The organism is Acetobacter sp. DmW_136 (genome assembly GCF_008690365.1).
GTDB classification, from domain to species: domain Bacteria; phylum Pseudomonadota; class Alphaproteobacteria; order Acetobacterales; family Acetobacteraceae; genus Acetobacter; species Acetobacter oryzifermentans.
Map to the genome: position 1 here is coordinate 1 of NZ_VHON01000054.1, position 5,534 is coordinate 5,534.

Annotated in this window: 4 protein-coding genes and 1 pseudogene; all 5 read left to right on the forward strand. The window is 54.2% G+C overall.

Annotated elements, in window-relative coordinates; translation table 11 throughout:
- Positions 1-1,116, forward strand: a pseudogene (locus FKW31_RS13795) (lactate dehydrogenase); the annotation flags it as partial.
- Between the two features lie 188 nt (positions 1,117-1,304).
- Positions 1,305-3,221, forward strand: a complete 1,917-nt coding sequence (locus FKW31_RS13800) for a ParB N-terminal domain-containing protein (protein WP_087636551.1) — start codon at positions 1,305-1,307, stop codon at positions 3,219-3,221.
- A 74-nt stretch (positions 3,222-3,295) separates the two neighbouring features.
- Complete coding sequence (locus tag FKW31_RS13805; protein ID WP_087636550.1) at positions 3,296-3,787, forward strand: DUF3085 domain-containing protein; 492 nt, start codon at positions 3,296-3,298, stop codon at positions 3,785-3,787.
- Between the two features lie 237 nt (positions 3,788-4,024).
- A complete protein-coding gene (locus tag FKW31_RS13810; RefSeq protein ID WP_238332855.1) occupies positions 4,025-4,426 on the forward strand; it encodes a DUF6876 family protein in 402 nt (133 codons plus the stop codon).
- A 232-nt stretch (positions 4,427-4,658) separates the two neighbouring features.
- Positions 4,659-5,030 (forward strand): hypothetical protein, encoded by a 372-nt coding sequence (locus FKW31_RS13815; RefSeq protein WP_238332856.1) that lies wholly within the window; start codon positions 4,659-4,661, stop codon positions 5,028-5,030.
- Positions 5,031-5,534: the final 504 nt, after the last annotated feature.

Genomic DNA, 5,534 nt, shown 5'->3' on the forward strand with positions numbered 1-5,534 from the left:
CTGCGTCTGTTTGGTGATCTCAATGCAGGCCGTAAGCGTATCCTGATCGGTTCAACAGCCACAATGGGAACGGGAGTGAATGCCCAGCAGCGCCTGAAAGCCCTGCATCATCTCGATGTGCCCTGGCTTGTGGCCGATATCATGCAACGGGAAGGTCGGATCGTGCGTCAGGGCAACCAGCACGAGGAAGTGGAAGTTTACGCATACGCCCAGCAGGGATCTGTGGACGCCACCAACTGGCAACTCCTTGAGCGCAAGATGCGCTTTATCGGACTTGCCATGTCTGGAGACCGGACGATCCGCCGGATTGAGGATGTGGGCGGTGAAGGCAACCAGTTTGCAATGGCCAAAGCGCTGGCATCAGGCGACATGCGTCTGATTCAAAAAGCCGGCCTGGAAGCCGATATCGCGCGTCTTGAGCGTTTGCAGGCCGCACATTTCGATGATCAGTTCAATGTGCGTCGCCAGATCCAGAGAGCTGAACGCGACATCAAGACAGCGCAGACACGCATTCCGAAAATTGAGGCGGCAATAGGCCAGCGTGTGTCCACGAAAGGGGAGGCGTTTGCGCTGCACCGTGACACCACGGTGGTTGAGAGCCGTGAAAAAGCTGGGGCATGGATACTGTCGCAGGCGCGGCTTGCTGAACGGGAAGGCCGGACCGGGCAGTGGAGCATGGGTCGGATCGCCGGATTTGAAGTGATGTGCGAAGCGCATGAACAGCAGTTCAGAACGTCCGACAAGAGAAAACCAGAAGTAGTCTCCTCCATCTATCTGGATACACCTGCAGGAGAAATCGAGGTCGAGACCGATCGTGAGACCAAACCTTTGGGACTGATCTCACGGATTGAGCACGCAGCCCTGCGTCTGGACAGCGATCTGGCTGAAACACGTCGCAGTCTGGAAGAGGCACTGCGCCGACTGCCAGCTTACCGTGCGCGAGAGGGACTTCCTTTTGCAGAAGCTGACGATCTCGCGGCGAAATGTGCCGAGCTATCCGCATTGGATGCCGAACTGGAAGCAGAAGGGAAGGAAGAGGAAGCTGCGCTGAAATCAGCCACAGCAAATGATGATGCTGCTTCTGACGCGGTTGAAAAAACAGAGGAAGTGGCCTGAGAAAAAAAGGAAAACAGAAGGCCGAAAAGGCAAGGGCGGGCCACAGGCCGCCCACCCGCCGCAAGGGTGCGCCCCGTTCCGGGGCCGCGCTGACGCACGCCCTTGCCCCGTATGCGCGTCTGCGGCGGTGCCAAAGGTATGAGGTCAGACAAATAACGCCTCAGGACCCTGACAGTGAGGAGAGTATCATGACGGAACTTCGTCGCGTTGATCCCAAAACACTCGTACCAAACCCGAACAATCCACGCAAGACGCAGCCAGATCCTCGCGCGGATCATCAGCTTGCATTGAATATCAAGACAGTGGGCCTGATTCATCCTCCATGCGTGCGGGAACTTGAGGATGGTCAACTGATGATTGTCGCTGGTCACCGACGGGTGCGGGCCTGCATTGCGGCGAAATTGACCGAAATTGACGTGCACGTCCGCTCAGGTGATGAAAAGAGCGATACGATGGCGGCTGTCGCCGAAAATATCGTGCGTGCCGATATGACAGAATCTGAACAATGGCGTGGTGTGCTGGATATGCGCGAGAAGGGCGCTACTGATACAGAAATCTGTCGGGCTTTTATGGTCACACCAGCCTATCTCCGTGGCCTGATGCTGTTATCCCAGATTCATCCGCCCATTATTGCGGCAATAGATGGTGGGATTGGGCCTTCCTATACGGAACGCAACGCGATTGCGCGCACGCCGCTGGAGCGCCAACGCGATGTCTGGGCAGAGATCTGGGCCGAAAGTGCGGATGAGGGTGTCGATCCAACTGATTATGAAATGAGCAGGGAAGAGTTTGCGCACTTCGACTGGGAAGATTTTGTCCGCTATCTCGATCAGGTCGAGTTATATGCCCGTGATTTTGAATTTGATGATGAGACGGCACAAGAGGCGGGCGTGGTCTGGGAAGAGGATCTGTTCGGGCAGGGGGGGCAGGACAATCGTTACTGCACCCAGTTCGCGGCGATCTTCAAGGCACAGCAGATATGGGCCGAAAAAACGAAACCTGAAGGCTGCGTCTTCATTCCGGCCAACGAGTATGGAGAAGGGATTGTTCCCGAGGGACACCGGAGTGTTGGGTCATGGGAAATGGAGCAGGCAGATGATATCCCGACGATCTGGGTGAGCTCCCGCACTCTGGCGATCAAGACTGGCCGGATGCGCAAAATCACGCAACGGACAGCCCAGAGCGGTGAGGAGGGGTCACTTTCGTTTTCGAGTGCCCAATCTGCCGAGAAGCCTAAGGAACGTGCGGATATTTCCGGAACGGGTCAGAAGATTATCGGTGAGGTCCGTACTCAGGCATTGCGAGAGGCACTGGCAGCGGCCCGCGAGAGCGCGGACCCATGGGATCTGATAGGGGCGTTCCTGCTGGCCCTGAGTGCTGACAATGTGAATATCCATGGAGATAACACTTATGATCCCTATGGTGCGGCTTCCGAACGGGACCGGGCCGTTGCAAGTGTCTTTCCAGAGGGCGTGCTCGTGCGCGATCCGGCAGTGCTCCGGAACGCTGCTCTTGAAGTGCTTTGCAGTTTCATGAACTGCGAGGTGAGCATGCATAGTGGAAGTGGACTGCCTGCCCAGATTCTTGGTGTGCTGTTCAATGCCGATGCCCATATGCCGACGATGGCTTTTGAGGATTTCCTCAAGACTTACAGCAAACCTGGGATTACCAAGGCAGTCCAGGCTGAAGGACTGGAAGAAAAACCCACGGGAAAGGCTATGCGTGAAGCCTTGATGGCGCATGTTGGTGAAAAACGCTGGGTGCCCGAACCTGCGACGTTTGCAGCCGGCATTCCGGCATGGAAAGCCAAAATAAAAAAACAGGCAGCGCGTGCGGCAGCACGGGCCCAATTGGACGCACAGACTGAAGAAGATGATGAGATCGATGACCAGTCATCAGACATGGAACTCTGTGACGAACAAGATGTGGCTGAAGCTGATGAAGAGACGCTGACACCTGAGGAAGACGTGTCAGCAGATGACACATCGTCTGTGTCTGAGACGACTTCCTCACACACCGAATTACCAGATGATCCACGCATACCGACACAACTTGCAGAGCTGGCGCGCAAGATGCCTGAGCATCTTGAAATCATCATGGTCTGACAAATACAGGCGGCCCATCGAACGGGCCGCCTTTTTTATGTCCATCCAGAGGCATGTTTTAAGGAAATACCGTCATGAAACTTCATTTTGATCATGCGCTCGTGACACAGTTGCTGGCTCACGCTGAAGCAGCAAAAGAGCATACGCCCACCTTTGACCAACTCTATGAGCCCACCTTTCTAAAAGATGGGAAAGAGAAACAGTCGCCGTCTTACGATGACATCGATCTCACCAAAGTTCCTGCCGGGCTGATGCTGGTAGGAGATAATGGCATTTATCTCATGTCGAATGGCAAGCCAGCGCTCAAGGATCCTGAACGCACAGGGAACCTTATCGCCTATGCTTTTGAAGCCGATCCGCAAAAGCAACCTGACGATTGGTGGCATGTGAAGCAGGCAGCCTTTGGCGGTGATGACGGGGCAGAATTTCTTGCAGCCAAAGCCATCAGGAATGCACTTGAAGCGACGAAAGGAGGCCGCTTCTGGCTTGATGTGTCGCCGACACGGATTTCCAGTCCCTATCTTGCGCCACCACGTCGCAAACGTGCGTTGGCATCAAAAAAATAGGAAAAGATAAAAGGCAATATGAGAGCAGGAGAGAGCCATAGTCTGCTGTCTGGAGCAAACGGTTGGTTCTCCCCATGCTCGACCGCAGTGCGGTCTGCGCGTGGGTCCGATCCCGGCGCTGCGCGCCGCGTTTGCTCCAGCCTCCAGACTATGCCCCGCGTGGAGATGTCAGGAAATGCAACCCAATATCCAGAAATATGCATTTCCAGAAAATCATCGTTTTCAAGGAGAGTTTTCATGTCTGCAACGCTGGAACCGACACACGCCATTACGTCTTCTGCTCTTGCTGGATTTACCGGAACTGCTCGCTACTATCGCTGGCATAGCCGTCTTCTGCTGACAGATGGCGCCCATTATCTTGCAGCCAATGGTGCAGCGTGGCTGATTGATGTGTTGGCAAGTGTTCAGTATCTGCCAGCCCTGCGTACTGAAGAGCGTCAGTTCTGGACATTGCAGGTTGACCTTGAAAAACATGCGGCGGTCGTTGTTTGCACAGATGGGGATAAAACTGGCGAAGGCGAGATTGAACTCTATCGTCAGGAGATACCTTATACGGATTTCCCGCTCAATGAGGTCAAACTGTTTGCTTTCCGTGAGCCCGGTATGGGACGCATCGTATTGCTTCCCAGCGAATATTGAGAGCCCAAAGTCGTTTTTCAGGAAAGCCGCCCAGTGGGCGGCTTTCTTTGTATTGGCGCCCTGTCATTTCTGACAATTCAGAGATCTGAAGGGCAGTGTTCAAAATGGGCAGAACGCTGGACTGGATCCACAACACTCAGTGACTTCTCATTGGTGGAAGAAAACACTCAATCCTGATCGTCGCATCTGAAAACCCAGGACACAAAGAGCCTTAACTCAGGAGAATGATCCCATGCTCAAACACATGATCGTTTCTGAAGACCGGTGGCAGCGTTCGGTGCGTCCGACACGCTGGATATGTACTGATGAACCTGTCACCTGTCGTCGATGCCATATGGAATGGTCAGATGGAGACCCGGCTCTGTCTCTTGCATGTCGCGGATGTGGTGCAAAAGCTGGAAGTCCGTGCCAGCGTCCACAGGGTGGAAATGAACGGGTGTGTTTCCAGCGTGATCGTGATGCGTTGGCGGAACGTCTGATGCTTCCTTGTGATGGACTTTCCTGGGACGGGAGACACGATAAGCCTCTGAAACTTTCTCTCAATCCCTTACCGCAGGCCATTCCGATCCTGAGTGGTGCGCCAGAAAGCCGTTTTAGCGTCTGAACGACGTACTTTTGTTGTCGCCATGAAGTGTGTCCATTATGGGCACAAGCGCCAACTTTATTTGAAGTGAACCTCTATTTTCTAACATAGAGGTTCCTGTGCGTCACGATCATTTTCGAAGTTCGTATGATCGAATGACTGACAGACAAGCAAAAACCGAACGGAAAGATCAAGAAAAACAAATCAGGAATAGAAAGACGAGAAGTCGCACCAGAGCGCCGCGTCGTGGGCAAGAGGTGGGTCCTCCCCATGCTCGCCCGCTGCGCGGCCTGTGCGTGGGTCCGGTCCCGGTGCTAGCGCACCGCTCTTGCCCCCGCCACAGCGCCCCGGTCGCGCGAAGGTATCCAAAAAGAGCAGAAGGATGCCGACAATGCGCGACACGAAACTCCCCATCCCCGCCACAGCACGTGATTACCTCGACGCGGAAATCTCACAGAAGGGTTGTACATCGGGTTAGATTATGAAAAAGTCTGTTTTGCACAAAAGAAATTTTCGTAAGCTATA

Excerpts from the sequence above, each read along its gene's own strand:
- FKW31_RS13800 (WP_087636551.1), top strand. The coding sequence starts at position 1,305 with ATGACGGAACTTCGTCGCGTTGATCCCAAAACACTCGTACCAAACCCG.
- FKW31_RS13805 (WP_087636550.1), top strand. The coding sequence starts at position 3,296 with ATGAAACTTCATTTTGATCATGCGCTCGTGACACAGTTGCTGGCTCAC.
- FKW31_RS13815 (WP_238332856.1), top strand. The coding sequence starts at position 4,659 with ATGCTCAAACACATGATCGTTTCTGAAGACCGGTGGCAGCGTTCGGTG.
- FKW31_RS13810 (WP_238332855.1), top strand. The coding sequence starts at position 4,025 with ATGTCTGCAACGCTGGAACCGACACACGCCATTACGTCTTCTGCTCTT.